General features: G+C 47.0%; 16 protein-coding genes. 6 read left to right on the top strand and 10 right to left on the bottom strand.

All coding sequences use genetic code 11. The annotated features are described in order from the left end of the window. Positions 1–86: 86 nt before the first annotated feature. From HPY27_RS11535 to HPY27_RS11520, 4 genes are all read right to left on the bottom strand, one after another. Positions 87–1274 carry an ROK family transcriptional regulator gene (locus HPY27_RS11535; protein ID WP_017249974.1) on the bottom strand — a complete coding sequence of 396 codons (1188 nt, stop codon included), beginning with the start codon at positions 1272–1274 and terminating at the stop codon, positions 87–89. 135 nt (positions 1275–1409) lie between these two features. Further along, on the bottom strand, positions 1410–2330 hold the full coding sequence (gene metA / locus HPY27_RS11530) for a homoserine O-acetyltransferase MetA (RefSeq protein ID WP_017249973.1): 921 nt from the start codon (positions 2328–2330) through the stop codon (positions 1410–1412). Between the two features lie 142 nt (positions 2331–2472). After that, positions 2473–3732 carry a Glu/Leu/Phe/Val family dehydrogenase gene (locus tag HPY27_RS11525; RefSeq protein ID WP_017249972.1) on the bottom strand — a complete coding sequence of 420 codons (1260 nt, stop codon included), beginning with the start codon at positions 3730–3732 and terminating at the stop codon, positions 2473–2475. A 198-nt stretch (positions 3733–3930) separates the two neighbouring features. Further along, on the bottom strand, positions 3931–5379 hold the full coding sequence (locus tag HPY27_RS11520; protein ID WP_017249971.1) for a nicotinate phosphoribosyltransferase: 1449 nt from the start codon (positions 5377–5379) through the stop codon (positions 3931–3933). A 145-nt stretch (positions 5380–5524) separates the two neighbouring features. On the opposite strand from HPY27_RS11520, the gene HPY27_RS11515 reads away from it, so the two are divergent. From HPY27_RS11515 to HPY27_RS11500, 4 genes are all read left to right on the top strand, one after another. Further along, positions 5525–6166 (top strand): MOSC domain-containing protein, encoded by a 642-nt coding sequence (locus HPY27_RS11515; protein WP_017249970.1) that lies wholly within the window; start codon positions 5525–5527, stop codon positions 6164–6166. Between the two features lie 24 nt (positions 6167–6190). Then, complete coding sequence (gene rluF, locus HPY27_RS11510; protein ID WP_017249969.1) at positions 6191–6877, top strand: 23S rRNA pseudouridine(2604) synthase RluF; 687 nt, start codon at positions 6191–6193, stop codon at positions 6875–6877. Positions 6878–7064: 187 nt separating this feature from the next. Then, a complete protein-coding gene (gene thrC, locus HPY27_RS11505; RefSeq protein ID WP_174225042.1) occupies positions 7065–8333 on the top strand; it encodes a threonine synthase in 1269 nt (422 codons plus the stop codon). 187 nt (positions 8334–8520) lie between these two features. Continuing rightward, a complete protein-coding gene (locus HPY27_RS11500) occupies positions 8521–8721 on the top strand; it encodes a cold-shock protein (RefSeq protein WP_007721941.1) in 201 nt (66 codons plus the stop codon). Positions 8722–8900: 179 nt separating this feature from the next. Here HPY27_RS11500 and HPY27_RS11495 read toward each other — a convergent pair whose 3' ends face one another. Continuing rightward, positions 8901–9560 (bottom strand): Crp/Fnr family transcriptional regulator, encoded by a 660-nt coding sequence (locus HPY27_RS11495; RefSeq protein ID WP_173622712.1) that lies wholly within the window; start codon positions 9558–9560, stop codon positions 8901–8903. A gap of 179 nt (positions 9561–9739) precedes the next feature. Here HPY27_RS11495 and HPY27_RS11490 point away from each other — a divergent pair, with 179 nt between their 5' ends. Further along, a complete protein-coding gene (locus HPY27_RS11490) occupies positions 9740–10453 on the top strand; it encodes an alpha/beta fold hydrolase (protein ID WP_017249966.1) in 714 nt (237 codons plus the stop codon). A 52-nt stretch (positions 10454–10505) separates the two neighbouring features. Here the strand turns inward: HPY27_RS11490 and HPY27_RS11485 are convergent, their stop codons facing one another. Then, entirely contained in the window at positions 10506–11933 is a 1428-nt protein-coding gene (locus HPY27_RS11485) for an aminotransferase-like domain-containing protein (RefSeq protein WP_026043203.1), read from the bottom strand. Between the two features lie 112 nt (positions 11934–12045). Between HPY27_RS11485 and HPY27_RS11480 the strand changes: the two genes are divergently transcribed. Next, positions 12046–12969 (top strand): DMT family transporter, encoded by a 924-nt coding sequence (locus HPY27_RS11480; RefSeq protein WP_173622711.1) that lies wholly within the window; start codon positions 12046–12048, stop codon positions 12967–12969. 59 nt (positions 12970–13028) lie between these two features. Here the strand turns inward: HPY27_RS11480 and HPY27_RS11475 are convergent, their stop codons facing one another. The 4 genes from HPY27_RS11475 to HPY27_RS11460 form a co-directional block, all read right to left on the bottom strand. Then, positions 13029–14006: a DUF4367 domain-containing protein gene (locus HPY27_RS11475; RefSeq protein ID WP_174225041.1), complete on the bottom strand. Its 978-nt coding sequence runs from the start codon at positions 14004–14006 to the stop codon at positions 13029–13031. After that, positions 13984–14556 carry an RNA polymerase sigma factor gene (locus tag HPY27_RS11470; RefSeq protein ID WP_017249962.1) on the bottom strand — a complete coding sequence of 191 codons (573 nt, stop codon included), beginning with the start codon at positions 14554–14556 and terminating at the stop codon, positions 13984–13986. The genes HPY27_RS11475 and HPY27_RS11470 overlap by 23 nt, the downstream gene beginning before the upstream one ends. A gap of 249 nt (positions 14557–14805) precedes the next feature. Continuing rightward, a complete protein-coding gene (locus HPY27_RS11465; RefSeq protein ID WP_012684582.1) occupies positions 14806–15132 on the bottom strand; it encodes a DUF1904 family protein in 327 nt (108 codons plus the stop codon). Between the two features lie 73 nt (positions 15133–15205). Beyond that, positions 15206–17263: an ABC transporter ATP-binding protein gene (locus tag HPY27_RS11460; protein WP_173622710.1), complete on the bottom strand. Its 2058-nt coding sequence runs from the start codon at positions 17261–17263 to the stop codon at positions 15206–15208. Positions 17264–17265: the final 2 nt, after the last annotated feature.

Raw genomic sequence — 17265 nt, 5'->3', positions numbered from 1 at the left:
TCCCACTCCTTTTCCTTTCTACTTTTCCACCATTTTCTATATCGGCTAAACTGCCGTACTTGTTGAATACAAAATGGCAAAGAAAGTCATGATTCTTCTGCCCATGTCCCTGCCAAGGGAGCAAAGTGCTGCATCGCCAAAGCTCCTGCCCCCATCACGATTGCCTCCCCCTTCAATTCGGAAGGAATGACGCGAAATTTCCCCTTGAATGGCTCCCAGATCACTTGATCGCTATGCTCCTCGACCAAATCAATGATTTCGCGATAATTCTCCACCAAATCACCACTTACAATCACGGTATCTGGATTGTACATGCATACAATATTGTTAATCGTGATTCCGAGGTACAACGCGGTACGGGAGACGATTTCCTTCGCCCAGCGCTCTTCGTTTCTCGCTGCCGCGAACACCTGACGGACATCACTGACATCCTTCACCCGACGCGCTTCCATGATCAAAGAATTTTCGTCTATGTATGTTTGCAGGCATCCGCGCTTTCCGCATTCACACAGATTCCCATTCGGATCGAGCGTCGTATGCCCCAGCTCTCCTGCGCTATTGGAGCCTCCGCGAAACACTTCGCCATTGATAATTAAAGCAGAGCCGATACCCGTGCCAATGCCAATCAAGGCTGTCTTGTTCGAGCCTTTGGCCGATCCGTACAAGTACTCCGAGAGGATTTTCACCTTCAAATCGTTGTCGATAACAGTTTTGATTTTCAGCCTTTTTTCAATCAGGCTGGCAAACGCTACGTCTTTCCAGTCCAGCGTAGTGGATAGCTGAACAATCCCTCGCTCATAATTAATCACCCCTGGCATCCCAATGCCGATCCCGACCACTTTTTCTAACGGAATGCCTGTCTGTTTGAGTATCCCTTCAATCTCGTTACAAATCAGTTCAGCCGTCTCTTCCGGTGTAGAATCCTGTGTTTTATGATCCATCCGGTGCTGTGCAATAATTGCTTCGCTAAAGTCCATGATCCCAAAGCTGATGCGCTTTTTTGCCATGTCCACGCCGATTGTATAAATGGCCCCCGGCTCGATATCGAGCATAATTGCCTTCCTGCCCACACCTGATGAGGTTAGCTCTGTCTCTCGAATCAGTCCTTCTTCGCACAGCTCATTTACAAATCTGCCAATCGAGGTGGCACTCATCCGCGTAATTTTGGCGATTTCTGCACGCGATATCGGTCTCTGCTTTTTGATAATGTCGAGGATCATTTGCTTGTTATGCTGCTTGGTCACGTCCTGATCTTGCTTCATGATTTTTTTCATCTTACAAAACTCCCATCTTGCTTGAATTCCCGGTAGTATTCCTGCGCGATTATTCTCACACTACCTGTCGCCATTTATTACGTCAACTGGGCCAAACAAAAACCATCCGAATCACCTCGGATGGTTTCTACGTTGCTATCGCTTGTTGTTGTTCAAATCATACGGTGTCTCTTGGTAAACGTAATAGTTTAACCAGTTGGAAAACATCAAATTCGCATGTGCGCGCCAAGTGACAATAGGCTCGCGATTTGGGTCGTCCTTTGGATAGTAATTACGCGGAACAGCAATGTCCAAGCCTTTGTTCACATCCCGCTGGTACTCATCTTGCAGGGTGGTCGGATCATACTCGGAATGTCCTGTCACAAAAATTTGTCGACCATCCCTCGTCGCTACGATGTAAACACCTGATTCATCAGACTCGGACAATATCTCCAATTCAGGCACTTGCTCGATGTCTTCCCTGCGATTTTCGGTATGCCTGGAATGCGGAATGTAGAAGTAGTTATCAAATCCGCGGAACAACTTCACCTTTTGCTTATTGAGTGTATGAGGGAAGATTCCGAACATTTTTTCTGGCAAAGGATGCTTCGGAACGCCAAAGTGGTGGTAAAGACCCGCTTGTGCTCCCCAACAAATATGCAGGGTCGAAGTGACGTTCTCCATTTTCCAATCGAGGATTTTTGTCAGCTCCTGCCAATACGTGACGTCTGTAAACTCGAGCTGTTCCACTGGTGCTCCGGTGATGATCATGCCATCAAATCGCTGGTCACAGATCTCCTCAAACGTTTTATAAAACATCGATAAATGTTCTTCCGACGTATTTTTGGACGTATGACTGGACATGTGCAAAAGCACGATTTCCACCTGTAGCGGTGTATTCCCCAGGAGGCGGAGCAACTGTGTTTCCGTTGTTTCCTTCACGGGCATGAGGTTGAGAATGACGATCCTGAGCGGTCGTATGTCCTGTGTGAAGGCACGGCTATCCTTCATCACAAAAATATTTTCTTGGGCGAGTATTTCCGTTGCAGGCAATTCGTCGGGCAATTTGATTGGCATAAAGATCCCCCTTTCCATCCTTTGAACACAGGTAGAAACACAATAATCCGACAAATTCGACAAAAATACTAGACTTCCTGCCAATCCCACAGGGGAAAACGAAAAGATCCCCTTGCAAGCAAGTTGCAAGAGGTCTCTTTCCTTAAATCCAGCCGCGCGCTTCCATCGCCTCCGTAATTCGCAATAGCGAGATCATATAGGCTCCCGTGCGCAAGTCTACCTTGTATTGATCAGAGAGTTCTTTCACAGCACGATAGGCGTTAATCATTGTCGTTTGCAGCTTTTCGTTTACCTCAACCTCGGACCAGTAGTAATTCATCAGGTTTTGCACCCATTCAAAATAAGAAACCGTTACGCCACCTGCGTTGGCGAGAATATCTGGGATCACGGTAATCCCTTTTTCCCGCAAAATGGCATCCGCATCCGGTGTAGTAGGTCCATTTGCTGCTTCTGCAATCCACTTGGCCTGAATGCTGTGGGCATTCGCTGCTGTGATGACATTTTCCAATGCGGCCGGGATCAGAATATCCACTTCCAGCTCTAATAGTTGTTCATTGGAGATGACCGTACCACCTGCATACTCCAAAATGGTGGCGTTGTCTTTTAACTGCCCTACCTGTTCGATGTCCAAGCCAGCAGCATCATAAATACCTCCACGTGAGTCACTGACCGCCACGATTTTGAAGCCCAGCTCTGTCAAAAGTCTGGCAGCAATTCTTCCCGCGTTGCCGAATCCTTGAATCGCGACGGTTGTTTGTTCTGGCTTTCGTCCAGAATCTTTAAGCGCCTCTAGTATGGTAAAGACACATCCGCGGGCAGTCGCTTCGTTTCTTCCTTTGGAACCGCCGACACTCAGCGGTTTTCCCGTGATCACTCCCGGAGAATAGGTGCCTTTTAATCGACTGTACGTATCCATCATCCACCCCATGATTTGTGGGGTCGTATACACATCGGGTGCAGGTATGTCTGTCTCCGGTCCGACAATATCAGCGATAGCTTCCATGAAGCCGCGGCTGACTCGTTCCAGCTCACTTTTGCTGAATTCGTGGGGATCACATATGACGCCACCTTTTCCACCGCCATAAGGAAGACCAACCACGCCACATTTGAATGACATCCACATGGAGAGCGCCTTGACTTCATCCATCGTCACATCCGGATGAAAGCGAATCCCTCCTTTGGTCGGCCCTACCGCATCATTATGCTGAGATCGGTAGCCTTCAAAGACACGCACGCTACCATCGTCCATCTTGACAGGAAAACTGACAGCCAATACTCGTTTGGGTCGCTTTAAAATTTCTACAGCATCGCTTCGCAATCCCAACAGTGCCGCTGCAGCATCAATCTGTTTCTGCACAATCTCGTATGGATTCAGGTTTTCTTTCTCTACAGTATTTAGCATCTCTCTTCCTCCCCAATACTTTTCACACGCATTTTCCACATCACCTTGGCGCAGAGCTAAAGGATGAATGGAGTAATTATATACGATGCAAGTAAATTCAGACAATTTATTTTCTTTGTTTTCACATTATTGTGTTATTTTTGGGAAACAAATAAAAAACGCCCGATGCATCCTCTCGACACATCAGACGTTTTTCTCTTATTTTTTCAAATACGTCTTCATCAGCTTTGTTTTCGTCTCCCACATCTCTTCGCTGATGTGCAGACGGTAATGCTCCGGATTCAGCATGCGCAAGTATTCAGGCCAGAACAGCTTGAGTTGCTCACGATGGTAGTTGCGAATCTCTTGAAGGTTCGGCAGTTCATAGACCAGTTCCCCATCCACAAATACCGGAATTAGCAAGGACTCTGCCTGGTAGTTCTCCAAATGCTTGCTCAAATACGTATGGCTCGGATGGAACAAATGGAGAGGTCCTCCATCATCGACTGTTGTTTCATGTGGGAAGCACATATAGTCAGCAATCGCTTTGCCTGTTTCCGGATCAATCAATCGGTACATATCTTTGATACCTGGCGTTGTGACTTTTTCCGGATTCCCGGAGATTTTGATGGTCGGCTGATATTCTCCGTCCGCTCCTTCACGCGCCACCAGCTTGTATACGCCTCCGAGTGTCGGCTGATCCGCTGCCGTGATGAGCTGCGTTCCTACTCCCCAGCTATTTACGCGTGCACCTTGTACCTTCAGGTTCATAATCGTGTGCTCATCGAGATCGTTGGAAGCGACAATTTGCACATCGGTCATGCCTGCCTTATCAAGCATTTCACGAGTCTTGCAAGACAAGTACGTCAAGTCGCCACTGTCCAAGCGCACCGCCGTCAGCTTTTTACCTTGTTTCTCCAGGCGTTTTCCGACCTTAATTGCATTAGGCACGCCGCTTTTGAGCGTATCATACGTATCAACCAGCAAGGTTACCTGTCCTGGTAGAGCTGCTGCGAAGCGCTCAAATGCTTCTTCCTCACTCTCAAAGCTCTGTACCCATGAGTGAGCGTGCGTCCCTTTTGTCGGAATGCCAAACATTTTCCCTGCCAGCATATTCGAGGTCGCATCGAAACCCGCCAAATACGCTGCCCGCGTCCCCCACAACGCAGCATCTGCCTCCTGCGCCCTTCTTGTTCCGAACTCCATAAGAACATCATTGCCCGCCACGTTTTTAATCCGCGAAGCTTTGGTCGCAATCAGCGTCTGGTAGTTCATGTAGTTCAACAGGGCCGTCTCAACCAGCTGTGCCTCCATGACACGCCCCTCTACGCGAATCAGCGGCTCGTTCGGGAAAACCACGGTACCTTCCTTCACGGAATAGAGCGAGCCCTTAAAACGAAGCTGGCGCAGCTCTTCCAAAAACTTCGGATCGTAGTTCTCCTCCTGCTCACTCAAATACTTGAGATCGCTTTCTTCAAAGCTCAAATTTTTTATATAAGAAACAATGCGTTCCAATCCAGCAGATACGGCGTATCCGTTTCCAAAAGGTAGCTTGCGGAAAAATGCTTCGAAAACGACCTTTTGATTGTGCGTTCCGTTCACCCAATGGGCGTACATCATGTTGATCTGATATTTATCTGTGTGTAGTGCCACACCAAATGATTGCATGTCACTGAGGCCTCCTGTGTATTCCTTTCTATCATCATACCAGAAGCGTCCGCTGGTGCCCATCCGCTGTGGAGGATATGAGGGAATGTGGTATAGTATGGGGATAAAAAGAGAAGCAATCGTGCAGGCTGGGAGTGAGTATAAGTTGAACAGAAAAGTCGTTACGATTAGTAAAGGTTTGCCTAAAAGTAATATGTACAACGGTAAGGAATATCTCTCCGGGATTTGGAAGGAAGAAGCCGATGAGCTCGTTGTCCGTTCCGAGAAAATTGATGACGACGATATCGCGAATCCAGAGTACCATGGCGGCCCAGACCGCGTCGTCTGTGCGTATCCTTTTGAACATTATGCCCATTGGGAGAAGTTATTCGGCCAACCACTGACCAATGCGGCATTCGGAGAAAATCTCACGCTGGCTGGCATGACCGAAGAGCAGGTCTGCATCGGGGATGTGTATCAATTCGGTGATACCATCCTGCAAGTGACGCAAGGCAGATTTCCTTGCGCGACCATCAACAAGCGCAACAACAATAACCAGCTGCTCAAAGCGGTGGTGGAAATGGGCTATACGGGTTATTTCTTCCGCGTCTTGCAGGAAGGGACGATCAAGCCAGACTCCAAGATTACCCTCATCACTGCACATCCAAAACAAGTAACGGTAGCGTCGATTCACCACTTATACTTCCACGACAAGTCACCATCCCAAGAGACGATTCAGCGTATGCTTGAGGTGGAGGAATTGGCGCAGCCTTGGCGAAAAAAACTACTGGAAAAACTGGATAAGTAGCAGTAATAGCGAAAGGAACGTCTCATGCGAATTAATAAGTTCATCAGTGAAACCGGCATTTGCTCACGAAGAGAAGCCGATAAATTAATCGAGGCCAAGCGTGTGACGATCAATGGCCAAGTCGCGGAGCTAGGAAGTACGGTTGCGTCAGGAGATGATGTGCGCATCGATGGACAGCCGCTCGGTTCCAAAAAGAAAGATGTCTATATCGCCTTGAACAAGCCTGTCGGAATTACGTGTACCACTGAACTGCATGTCAAAGGCAACATCATCGATTTCGTGAATCACCCGGAGCGGATTTTTCCTATCGGACGTCTGGATAAGGATTCGCAAGGCCTCATCCTGTTAACTAATGACGGGGATATCGTAAACAAAGTTTTGCGTGCTGAAAACAATCATGACAAAGAGTACATCGTCACCGTAGACAAGCCCATCACGGCGAATTTCTTACACGGAATGGCAAACGGCGTACGTATTCTCGGAACAACTACAAAGCCTTGCAAAGTAACCAAAGTCAGCGACCGCGTCTTCAATATCGTGCTGACGCAAGGGCTGAATCGGCAAATCAGACGGATGTGTCAGGCTTTTGGTTATCAGGTGCGAAAGCTAGAGCGGGTACGTATCATGAACATTATGCTGGGGAATTTGAAGTTGGGGCAATGGCGCAATCTGACGGCCAAGGAATTAACTGATCTGAATAAAAGCTTGTGAAATAGGGACGGGTTGGAGTCTGTATAGTGGCTCCTTCCCGTCTTTCGTATCTGCATATGAATATTTTGTTTTTACTGAAAACTGTCATTTACACACTCCCCTTCTCCGTTTACCATATAGAAAACCATACGAGAGAAAAGAGGTGGAGAGATTCTCCCGCACACTTTTTGGGGTGAATCTTGCGAGGATGAAACTGGTTTGTGTCGAGTGCAGCAAGGAAGTGCCTGCCCATTTATTTGACTATCAATGCACATGCGGCGGCTTGTTTGACATCATTCACGATACGTCAGCCATCGATGCCGAACAGTTGAAGCGCGTCTTTCATGAGCGACTGTCCGAACGCATTACCCCTTATGCGAGCGGAGTATGGCGCTACAAAGAGCTGATTTTCCCCGAGCTTCCTGATGCGTACATCACGACCAAGTACGAAGGAAATACAGGGCTATACGCATCTGCACTCATCCAATCCTATGTAGGAAGCAACAGCAAGGTATGGCTGAAGGCACAAAGCGAGAATCCGAGTGGTTCATTCAAAGACAACGGGATGACTGTCGCCGTATCACACGGGCGTTCACTAGGCTATCAACGCTTCACCTGCACATCGACTGGCAATACCTCTTCCTCTCTCGCCATGTATGCTGCACTCGCCCATCACGAATCGTACGTGTTTGTCCCGAACAAAAACATTTCTTTGAATAAAGTCATGCAAACACTGGCCTACGGAGCAAAGGTCATCAGCTTTGATGGTACCTACGATGATGGCATCCGTTTTTATGAGCAATACAGCAAAGAGCTCGGCCTCTACATCTGCAATTCGATCAATCCATTCCGCATTGAAGGGCAGAAGAGTATCGTGTACGAAATTGCGCAGTACCTCAATTGGAACCTTCCCGATTGGGTGGTCATCCCTGGAGGAGCATTGAGCAATGTGACTGCTCTCGGAAAGGGCTTGCAGGATTTGAAAAACCTCGGCTTTATCGAAAAAGTTCCTCGGGTGGCGCTCGTACAAGCGGAAGGTGCTAGTCCATTCCATCGCATGGTCGCAGGCGGACACACCGAGCTGACACCTGAACCGAATCCATATACACGTGCCTCTGCGCTCAACATCGGCAATCCACCCAGCTGGAAAAAGGCACTACGTACTTTAGAAGAAACAAATGGTGTTACCTGCTCCGTGACTGATCAAGAGATTCTCGACGCTAAAGCATGGGTGGATAAGAGCGGGATCGGCTGCGAGCCTGCCTCTGCTGCTACGGTCGCCGGATTGCGGAAGCTCATCGCAGGACAAGTAATCGACAAGGACGAAACAGCCGTGTGTATTTTGACAGGAAACATGCTGAAGGACACTGATGCACTGCAAGAGTATCATGTGGGGGAATCGACACAAGCGAGCTATCCAAATAAAATTGTCTCGTCACAGCTTACGTTGAAAGAGATTGGCGCCATGCTTTCGTAACAGCTCATCTATATTTTCTTTCGTCAACATACGCGAATTATTTGCTATCCTTTCAATATCCTGTTATGCTAGTAAAGAATTATTTTTGTTCGAAGCAACGGATAGCGTAGATAACAAATTTTCGTCTAGATGATCCTGCGAGCAAGGATAGTAATACATGTGTGTTACACACTAGGAGGCAATAACAATGGAACAAGGTACAGTAAAATGGTTTAACGCAGAAAAAGGTTTTGGTTTTATTGAGCGCGAAGGTAAAGAAGACGTATTTGTACACTTCTCTGCTATCCAAGGCGACGGTTTCAAATCCCTTGACGAAGGTCAAAAAGTTACTTTTGACGTAGAACAAGGCCAACGCGGACCACAAGCTACTAACGTTCAAAAAGTTTAATATAGCCATACACAAAAAACAGACTCCTGTAAGGGGGTCTGTTTTTTGGTTGTTTGAAACAAAAATAAAAAACCCTACTCACGTAAACGGAGTAGGGAATGCTACAGAACAGTAAATGGTAGACTCAGTATAACACAGTACCTATCGCTTCCTAAAATTTTTATATTTTCAAATATAGATTATTGAACCGCAGACAGTCTAGAACGTTGAATTTCTGTAATTTGCCCCCGTGCTACACGCAACAGCCCTTCTTTTTCCATTTTCTTTAGTGTCCGGCTAATCACCTCACGAGCAGTCCCCAGCTCAATTGCCAACTGATCATGTGTAATGGCGAGCGAATCATCCTCCGCACTTGTATGCTCGATCAAATATTCGGAAATCCGAACCCGAATGGATTTAAAATGAATATCGTCAATCAAGTTCGACATGATAATCAATCGCCGCGCAAATGATTGAAAAATATACTGGCGAAAGCCTTGATGCTTCTCGATCCATTTCTTATAAATCTTCGTCGGGACGTTCAAGACCATACTCGGCATCTCCACGCAAGCCGAAGCTTCATACACCGTTTCTCCCAATATACTAGACGCGATGAGTGGGCAGCACTCGCCAGCCGATAGCCTGTACAGCGTAACCTCTCTTCCATCGCTGCTCAGTTTGAAAATGCGAACAAGCCCATCCAAGATTAATGGCGCATTCTCCAAAAACTCGCCTTCATCAATGGTAAAGTTGGCTGGAACCGTAGTGATGGAGATTCCCTCCTCTTGCCACTCTTCTAGAGTAAGTGCCGCCAGACTTGGAAAACGTGCAAGGACTTCCGCAATCTGCTCCTTTTGCATATGGACAAAGAACCTCCTTGTGAAAAAAATAACTTTGGTGACAAAGTCACAGATTACCGATACAGATTTTTATTATTATTGCACTCAAGAGGCACGAACACAAGAACACCCTGTTTAATAAGAAATCGCTTCGTTAACACTAACGAACGATCATCATGAAACGAAGGAGATGTATGTAAATGAGTACTTTTGTATTGGTTCATGGAGCTTGCCAAGGTGAATGGGTATGGGAAAAAGTAAAACCTTCGCTGGAAGCATTGGGACACAAGGTCGCGACGTTGGACTTGCCTGGAAGTGGACAAGACATGACACCTCCTCAGCAGGTAACACTGGATCTCTACGTCGAGAAAGTATCTGACCTGATCAAGCAACAAAACGATAAAGTAATCCTTGTCGGACACAGCATGGGTGGCGTCGTTATTACGCAAACAGCTGAAAAAGTACATGACAAAATTGATAAGCTCGTCTACCTTTGCGCATTCTTGCCGAAAAACGGGGAAAGTCTCATAAGCAAGTCTGAAGGAGAAAAAGGCCCAGAATTCGAATTGAATGAAGCCGATATGACGCTGGCTCCGAAGCTCGAGACTGTGGAAGGGACATTTTTCAACGCGGTTGAGGATGAGGCACTGAGGCTGGCGTCGATGAAGCGTTGCCGTCCGCAAGCGCTGGCTCCGTTTACACAGCCAGTGCAAATTACTGAAGAGAAATTCGGCAGTGTCGATCGCGTCTATATTGAGACCACATTAGACAATGCGATCCCAATCGATTTCCAACGCAGAATGAACACAGAAACACCTTGCAGCAAAGTCATTACACTGGAAGCCGATCATGCGCCTTTCTTGTCGAAACCAGAAGAGCTGGTTAATCATCTCGATCAAGTAAGCAAATCATAAAATAACCAAAAACAAGGCTGTCGACCATCATGTCGGCAGCCTTGCTTCATTCCTATTCCTCTATGTTCAACTGGCGAACCGTACGTACGAGCCTTTGCAATCCATCCCGCAGCTGTTGTTCATTCAAATAAGAATAACTGATGCGTATCCAAGATTTTAACTCTCGCTGTGGGTCACAGATCGCGCCGGGCACAAACGTAATCGATTGCTCTATGCATTTGGCCAGAAGACTTTCCATCGGGACGGAATCAGGCAGCTTCACCCATAAGTTAAAGCCTCCTGGTGGGCTGGACCACTCCCAGTCGGTCACAGACAGCTCTTCCTCCATGATATCCCGGCGAATGGCCAATGCAATCCGCAGCTTTGCCAAATGCTGCTGCATTCTTTCGGAGAAGAAATAGTGCAAAAATATCTTTTGATTCAATAGGGGCGCTCCACTGTCGGACAATGATTTCGCTTGAATCAAATACTTCATAATAGATGGACGGCATGCCACAGTCGCAATACTTAGCCCCGGCGCAATGTACTTGCTAAAGCTGCGCAGATAGATGACATAGCCCTCCGTGTCGTAAGAAAAAAACGGCAGTGGAGGCTTATCGCCGAAGTAAAGATCGCGGCACGGATCATCCTCTACGATCAGGCACTGATACTTCGCAGCCAGCTCCACCAGTCTCTTCCGTTGTTCAGCGGGAACCGTATAGCCCGTCGGATTGTGAAAGGTCGGATTGAGATAAAACAGGCGTGGTTTTTCTTTTTGCATCAACCGTTCAACCTGCTCCAAATCATATCCATGCGGCGTAATCTCGATGGGAATCATATTGGCGCCCTGTCTTCTGAATACATCAATGGCAGGACTGTAAGTGGGTCTCTCCAGCAACACGACATCACGCGGCTTTACAAGGACTCTGGCAACCAAATCAATCGCTTCCTGCGAACCAGATGTAATCATCAGCTCATCAGGTGACAGGTGAAAATGATAACGGCTGATATAATAGCTGCACAGTGCTTCCCGCAGCTCTTGATCTCCCTGTGTGGTTGAGTAGGTACCCAGTACCTTTGGATACAGATCAAACACTTTCTTCACGTACTCAGAAAAGTAATGATTTGGTAATAAATTCGGTTCGATCAATGCTTTGGAAAATTGATAGGTCGCCTGCACTTGATGAATTTCAGAAAGGTGGCTCTTGTGCACATAGGCAGAAACGATTGGATCATCCATCGATTCCACTGGCAACAGGCTGCTCGGTTGTACGTAATACCCCGACTTATCCTTCACATACACGTGGCGGTTTTGTTTTAATAATTGAAATGCTTTAAAAACCGTCAGGCGATGCACATTCAATTCCAGCGCCAATGTTCGAACAGAAGGAAGCTTCTGATGTGCCCGCCACTCTTCGCGTCTGATCCGGTCCAGAAGATATTCATATACTTGCTCGAACAGCTTATCAGAATGGCTGTTTGAAAGAGCCTCCCTTTTCATGCAAGCTTCCCCCCTTTCCCCCATGATAATGGATTGATCTTTGTATCTGTTCTATTCCATTTCATCTGTTCTGTTCCCTTCCCTTTATGATGAGGAAAAGGGAGGAATCATAATGGTACTACTCAACTATGTGGTCATGTGCTTGATATTCGGAACGACTTTTCTGGCAATCAAAGTCGGTATTGATGCGGGGGCCCCGCCGTTTTTCTCAGGAGGACTTCGGTTCTTACTGGCAGGTGTCATTTTGTTTTCATTTATGCTCTGGAAAAAACAGGCGCGACTGTCGCTGCTGCTTCATAAAGAAATGTTCCTTACTGGAGTCGGTTTGACGTTTGGGACGTTTGCCCCCTTGTATTGGGCGGAGCAGCATGTAAGTTCAGGAATTGCAGCCATATTATCTGCAACAGCCCCTCTCATGGTGATGCTGCTTCAGACAGGTATTACTCGGCAAAAGCTCCCCGGTATTTCGTGGGCGGGTTGCTTGATTGCCTTTGTCGGTGTCTTTATGCTAATTTTACCCGGTGTGACCATCTCATTTAGTCTCCTTTGGCTTACAGGGTGCATGGTAATCATATTCGGGCAAATCTTTTATTCTGCTGGTGCAGTTTACTCCCGTAGCGTCATTCAACGGTTTCAAGACACCTCCCCCATTGCTTTGAATGCAGCACAGATGATGTATGGAGGAGCCATGCTGCTTGTATTATCTCTGTTCACCGAGCAAGTGCATATCGAATCGATGCTCACGGCTAATGCGATCCTCTCGCTCCTGTACTTGATCGTCGTTGGTTCCATGATGGGGCACACCATTTTCTATTGGCTCGTGGCCAAGACCAACCCTGTGTTTCCATCCACGTGGCTCTATATCTCTCCGTTGATTGCCTTAAGCCTGGGCGTCATCCTGTACAATGAGCCGCTTTATCTCCTGTCGTTGGCAGGGGGAATTACGATTATTGTCGGCATTATCCTGATTAATAGGGATGGCTTGAAGCAGTTGATGGGTAAAAAGGCAAACAAGCTACGAGACGTTAGCCATTGATGAAAAAGAAGGAGTGCCACAAGCTGGTGCTTTGTGGTACTCCTCTATTTGGAAAATGGTTACCTCGTATCGTTGATTTGTTCCGCCATTTTCAGCAGCTCTACTTTCGTGCTCACACTCATATTGGCTCTCAGGCTATAGTCCACCTTTGTCCCATTTTTCACCCATTGCAAAGAGTGCACAGTTTTCCCATTTTCAGGTGCGAAAGTGGAGTACACGGCTTCATTGTCGCCAATCATGATCTTCTCCAGATTCTCCGCAAATGTACCTCCACTTTTATTCTTGTCATCCAGAATGGACACTTCTAAGAAAGCACTCCCTTTTTGGCCCTTGTACTCAATCTCTGCATTACGAAGCTTGTCCGATAACGGAACTGGTTGTACCACGTATTCTTTTTTCGTTCTTTCTTGTTCCTCTTTCATCGCTCTCTCATCATACTTGTCACTTGGGAGATAGATCGCTTCGCCTGCTGCAAATTTGAAGTCCGTCCCCATCTCTGCCGGGACCTTGAACAGATGGCCAAGCTTTTGTTCCATGTCCTTCCACGTTGTATAGGTAAAAGGCTTGGAGCGTACATCTACAAAAGGCTTGCTGTTTGGATTTGATTCCAACTGAAGCTTTGTCAGCGGCCAATAAATGGCAACCGCTTCTCCTGGTTTTAATCCATTGACGATTTGTTCTCCGGTATCCAACTGTTTATAAATCTCTGCACTACTTTTTTTGATCTGATCCTTTGTGTCAGGGGGTAGCTGCTGCATCATTTGTTGCTGTTCTTGCATACTCATTTGTTCAAGCTCTAACACTACTTCTCCCTTCTCATTTTTCAACTGGATCATTTCCATCCCCGCCCATACGGAAGACGCTCCTACCAGCATACCTACAGTGACTAACAAGCCAATTTTCTTTTTCACGACTTTCTCCTCCTTGTTCTCCTTGGCACGAATTGCGGCCATGACTTTATGTTTGACATTGACTTTCGGGACGGGCTTCGCTGCAAGCATGTCTCGCATATGCTTAAACGGATTTTTGTCCATCATTTCGCACCCCTCCCGTCGTTGGCAAATAACGTTTGCACTTTTTCAAAACACGTTCAAATTGCTTGCGCAGGGCTGCAGGACTTTTGTCCATCAGCTCTGCAATTTCCTCGTACTCTCTTTCCTCTAGCACCCGCAGGAACATGAGTGTTCGTTCTTCGGCGGACAGTCGTTTCCAGATGCGTTCAAGCGGCTCCCCAAAATGGTTATTGTCAATGCTCTCCTCGACATAATTGCGTCCATCCTGATCCCGGTTGTACAAAAAGGGCAACACGCGGCTTAATTTCCTGCGCTTTAGCACATTCGCACAATGGTTGTAAGCGATCCGGTACAGCCATGCGGAAAATGACAGCGAGTACGTATACTGTCCAAGATGCTCGTAGGCACGAAACAGGACTTCCTGAACAGCGTCTTCTGCATCTTGACGGTGACCGAGCATGTGGTAGCAGTATGTAAAGATCGGTTGTTGATAGTGATCGATAATGATTTCGTATTGCTCAAGAGAGCCTGCTTTTATTTCGCTCAACAGGCGCTCTATCTCTGTTTTTTCCACGGTTTGCCCTCCTCTCACTATGAATAACAATTGGCATCTTTTGTTTGTGACACCTATTTTAGAAATTTTTGGTTACACGAGTAAAAATTCGCTGCAATAAAAAGGGTGCTCCACCCGTCGCGTACGAAAAATCTCGCGCTTACGGAAAGGAACACCCTTATTCCATGCTTATATTCATTTATTTGTCCGTACGCTTGTCGAATGTCTTGATTCTTTCCCGGGAAATCGACAGCACCTGTCGGCTTCCCTTTAGAAATGCTCTCCGTTGGCATAGTAGCTTTCTTTTTGATAAGCGACAAATGCCATCTCTACTTCTGGAATGCCAAGAGATAAGACATGCTTGGTCACGATCTGGGCAAACTGGTCACGAACTTCTTGCCCCCGCTCGAACCATGCTACTTCGATAAAAGGAAACGACTCCACAATCTTCCCACCAAAAACGCCTGTTGTATGCAAGCATTCGATCGTGAAATTGTCCGTGCCGCATTGGCAGAGTGCAGCAAGCTCCACTGCAAGCGGTTCGCTAATCGTGGCCATTTGTTCAGCTTGGATACCTCGAACGATAAGATGTGGCATGATGATCCCTCCTGAAAAGTACATACTTCTATGCTCTATCTTACCGTTCAAGAGGCAAAAAGAGTAGAAAAAACTAGGTCAGAGCCGCGGCGCTTCCGTGCTTTCCTACTGCCTCTTGCACCCGCGCTTCTTTGTTCCCTTGCTGCAATTGATACATCTGATAGTACCTGCCTTGCTTCTCCATCAAGTCTTCATGCTTTCCTCGCTCTACGATTCTGCCTCGATCCAGTACGAGAATTTGATCTGCATTTTTGATCGTAGACAGGCGGTGAGCAATGATGAAGGTCGTTCTCCCTTTTTTCAACACCTCAAGTGCATTTTGAATAATGCCCTCTGTTTCCGTGTCGATGCTGGCAGTCGCTTCATCCAAAATGAGGATAGCCGGGTCAAAAGCGAGAGCACGCGCAAACGAAATCAATTGACGCTGCCCGAGTGAAAGCGTACTGCCCTTCTCAATAACAGGTTCATCGAATCCTTGCGGAAGACTGCGGAACAGTTGGTCTGCCCCTACATCACACAGAGCTTTCTCTACTTTTTCAGGCGAAATCGACGGATCATCCAGACTCACATTGGAACGAATCGTTCCTGTAAACAAAAACGGGTCCTGCAAAACAATCGCCATATGCTGACGAAGCTGCTGTTTGGAAAACGACTGCACATTGCGCCCATCAATCATAATCGCTCCACTGTTTACATCATAGAAGCGGAGTAACAGATTGATAATCGAGCTTTTTCCCGATCCCGTGTGACCAACCAGTGCCACTGTCTCTCCGGGCCATGCTTCGAATGAGATGTTTTTCAGCACGTATTGGTCGTCTTTGTAGGCAAAAGAAACATCGTCAAAGCGGACATTCCCCTGATAGCAAGGAACTTTTGCCGGATCAACGTCAATGCCCTCTTCATCGAGCAGTTCAAACACGCGCGACGCCGCGACGAGAGATTGCTCCAGGTTCGCCAGTTGGTTGACGATCTGTGTCATCGGCTGGAACAAGCGATTGAGATAATCGACGAATGCATAGAGGACACCAAGCGATAGCAGTGTACCTATCCCGAGGGAGGCACCGCCGAAATACCAGATGAATAAAACAAACGCGATATTGCGGATAAACTGAACCAGGTTAAACGAAGCGGTCGCATTGAGCCGTAGCATTTTATTTTGATAGGTGAATAGCTCTTCGTTCAGTTCGCCGAATTCCCGCATTGTTTCCTTTTCCCTGCGAAATGCCTGAATAATCGGCATCCCTTGGATCGACTCGTTAATCATCCCGTTGATGTCGCTGATGCGTGCCCGAATGACATGGTTAAATGCAGAAGCGTACTTGCGGTACAAGTAAATCCACACGACCATGATTGGCAGAATGACCAGACAAACGAGCGCGAGTCGTACATCAAGCAAGAACAGCGCTGCGAAAATACCGATTAAATAAATCCCGCTCGTAATGAAGTTGCCGAGAACATTCGTAAACAGCTCTCGGACTGCTTCCGTATCGTTTGTAACACGAGCAACCACCTTCCCGGCAGGGAGATGATCGAAATACTGGATGGGCAATCGTTGAATATGCGCGAACACATCCATGCGCAGTCTCTCGATGACCTGATTCGCTGATTTTTGCCATAAGAACTTTTGCCCATAGTGGAAAAGCGAAGCAACTACCAATAATCCGAAATAGAGAGCAGCCAGTGTGAACAAGCCTCTTGTCTCTGGCCGGAAAAATTCGAATATCTCCTGATTACTTAAGAGAGTGGCCTGGTACTCAGCTCGATCCGTACCTTTTACAATAACGAGCTTCCCATCCTCAATGGCTCGCTGCCCATCAAACTTAATCGCCTGGTTCAGGAAATAATAGTCGCTTCCTATCTGGAGAACACGAGCTTCCTCGCCTCTACTCTCCCCTGCTGCCAGATGATCCTGTCTCGTGTAATACTTCCCTTTGTATTGTACGGAACCCTCACGCTGTGCCGTCTCATACCAAGGGAATTCAATGCCCAGTATGTGGGTATTAATCATTTCTTTCGCCAAGAATGGTCCCGTTAGCTCTGCCCCAACAGATATAGAGAGCATCAGAATCGCTAAAAGGATTGTCTTTTTAAAAATCGCTGCATAGTGAACTAGCCTTTTCCCCGTCGTCATTC

The organism is Brevibacillus sp. HB1.1 (assembly GCF_013332445.1).
In the GTDB taxonomy this organism is placed as follows: Bacteria; Bacillota; Bacilli; order Brevibacillales; family Brevibacillaceae; genus Brevibacillus; species Brevibacillus porteri.
Note: the sequence above shows the minus strand (reverse complement) of the source record. Positions and strands in the feature narration are given on the sequence as shown.